Raw genomic sequence first — 2,303 nt, 5'->3', positions numbered from 1 at the left:
CTGTTGAACTAAGCCGCTTCGCGGAGGGCTTTCCTCTCACTTACCCGATAGACCAAACTTATGATGTATCCATAGATTAAGGAATACATCATGACCCTATTAAGACAACAACTTATCGATGAAATGGCGGTTCGCCGTTTTTCTCCGAAAACCCATGCAAGCTATTTACGTTGGGTTAAAGATCTATCTACTACTTACGATCTGTCCCCCGATTTACTCACTGATCAACAGATTAGTGCGTATTTACGTACGCTCACCACAGAGCGGAGCTTAAGTAGTAGTACTTGTGCTCAAGCTTTGAATGCCATCTTGTTCTTTTATCGTGCCGTTTTGAATAGAGAATTTGAAGAGCGACTGGTTCCCCCGATTAAACGCGCCAGTAAAATACCGGAGCTGCTTAATCGCGAGGAAGTAAGAAGTATCATTAGTCATTGTCGAAGTCTTAAATATCAGACCGCACTTGAAATGTGTTATGGATGTGGCCTACGTGTCAGTGAGGTCGTCGGCTTGTACGTGAAAGACATTGATGGTACGGCGAAACGACTGCACATTCATTGTGGTAAAGGCAAAAAAGATCGCTTTGTTCCACTGGGTGATAGCCAACTGAATCATCTTCGAAATTACTGGTGTCATTATCATCCCACCGTAGTGCTGTTTCCCAGCCTAGAGCCCGAAAAGCCATTGGGTATTAGCTCTCTGCAGAAATGCTTCAAAGCAGCAAAAGTTGAGGCAAACGTCAGAAAATTAGGAGGAATACACGCCTTGAGGCACGCTTATGCGACTCATCAGCTTGAATCGGGCATGCCTTTGAATGTTCTTCAGCGTTACCTCGGACATTCGAATATCAAAACGACATTGAGGTACACCCATTGGATAGGTCATCACAACGAAAGCTCGGACGGAAGTAAGTTCGACTTAGTTGCTCAACTATGGGAGGAGAGCGAATGAACGAATTATCTCCTTACCAAGCCGTATTAACACAAGGCTTAGAAGATCTTGATAAAAGCAAAGTCACACCGAGACAGTGGCAAGTGCTTAACCATTTAAGAGACTGCCGAACAGAGCGTATGGGCAGCTACGACTGGCGTTGTCAGCAATGTGGTCATGAAACGCGTTGGTACTGCTCTTGTCGAGACCGTCATTGCCCCAATTGCCAAGAGCAGATGAGACAGCAATGGCTAACAAAGCGAAGCCAAGATATTTTACCTGTGGCCTATCATCATATGGTTTTTACCTTACCTCACGAGTTCAATGCTTTGGTTAAAGCACATTCTAAGGTGGTTTATCAATGCTTGTTTCACTCAGTGTGGGCAACGTTATGCGCGTTTGCTAATAAGCGGCATCATCTTGTTGGTCAACTTGGTGCATTGATGGTTCTTCACACTTGGGGAAGAAATCTGAGTCAACATACTCATATTCATTGCCTGCTACCGAGTGGGGTGCTTACAAAAGATCGGCAATGGCAACCGACAAGAAAAGAGAGTTACCTGCTTCCGGTTAAAGCCTTATCCGTTCGCTTTAAGAAAGAGATGTTATGTCGAGTAAGCGAGTTGATAGCGACGCACAGTAATTTATTAGAGGAAGCCGCTAGTAAGAGATGGGTTGTGTACAGTAAACCTGTACTCCACGAGCCCACAGCGGTAGTGGGTTATCTATCTCGGTATTGCAATCGTATCGGGTTAAATCCAAACCAATTAAGTTATAACGTGGATGGCCGTATCACGATGAGTTACAAAGACTATCGAACCAATGGGACGCAAAGAATGTGTTGTAATGCGGGCGAGTTACTTCGACGCTTACTTTTACATGTGTTGCCTAAAGGGCTAATGCGAATACGCTACTATGGCTTTTTAGCTAATGCTGTACGGGTAAAAGCGATAGCGGAAATTAGGCATAGCTTACGAGAGCGACCCGCAGAGAAATCGGAAGTGCTGAAAGAGAAACCTTGTTGTCCGAACTGCCATAGCAACAGCATGGTACTCGTGTGCATCAATATTAGACCTAGGATAGTCGTTTCAGAGCACCGACTGACCTAGTTGTCTGATTATAATGAATAAAATTATCGTTGTGTTATGGCGAGAGAGGGGCGTTGTTCGCTTTTAAAAAGATTATGCAACGGGTATAGTCGCTGTAGACAAATTGGCGGCTAGAAGTGGAAAATGGACGGCTGACGGGGTACCGGTCTTAATGATAATAGTGGAACGTAAGTCAGTCCTAAAAAGCAAATTCCATAGATAGAAGCGGCCAAGTCCAACAGGTATTTATCCATTGTGCTACGACAACGGATAAATACTTAAGCGTTA

At 44.4% G+C, this 2,303-nt stretch carries 2 protein-coding genes; both read left to right on the top strand.

The annotated features are described in order from the left end of the window. Positions 1 to 90: 90 nt before the first annotated feature. Positions 91 to 948, top strand: a complete 858-nt coding sequence (locus tag ACHUFI_RS22305) for a tyrosine-type recombinase/integrase (RefSeq protein ID WP_017097399.1) — start codon at positions 91 to 93, stop codon at positions 946 to 948. Beyond that, positions 945 to 2,036 carry an IS91 family transposase gene (locus ACHUFI_RS22300; protein WP_394253184.1) on the top strand — a complete coding sequence of 364 codons (1,092 nt, stop codon included), beginning with the start codon at positions 945 to 947 and terminating at the stop codon, positions 2,034 to 2,036. The genes ACHUFI_RS22305 and ACHUFI_RS22300 overlap by 4 nt, the downstream gene beginning before the upstream one ends. Positions 2,037 to 2,303: the final 267 nt, after the last annotated feature.

Origin of the sequence: Vibrio profundi (assembly GCF_043642225.1) — a bacterium.
GTDB classification, from domain to species: Bacteria; Pseudomonadota; Gammaproteobacteria; order Enterobacterales; family Vibrionaceae; genus Vibrio; species Vibrio profundi_A.
This window is presented reverse-complemented; position numbering and strand designations above follow the sequence as displayed.

Bases quoted from the DNA above. Each gene is read 5' to 3' on its own strand.
- ACHUFI_RS22305 (WP_017097399.1), top strand. From the start codon at position 91: ATGACCCTATTAAGACAACAACTTATCGATGAAATGGCGGTTCGCCGT.
- ACHUFI_RS22300 (WP_394253184.1), top strand. From the start codon at position 945: ATGAACGAATTATCTCCTTACCAAGCCGTATTAACACAAGGCTTAGAA.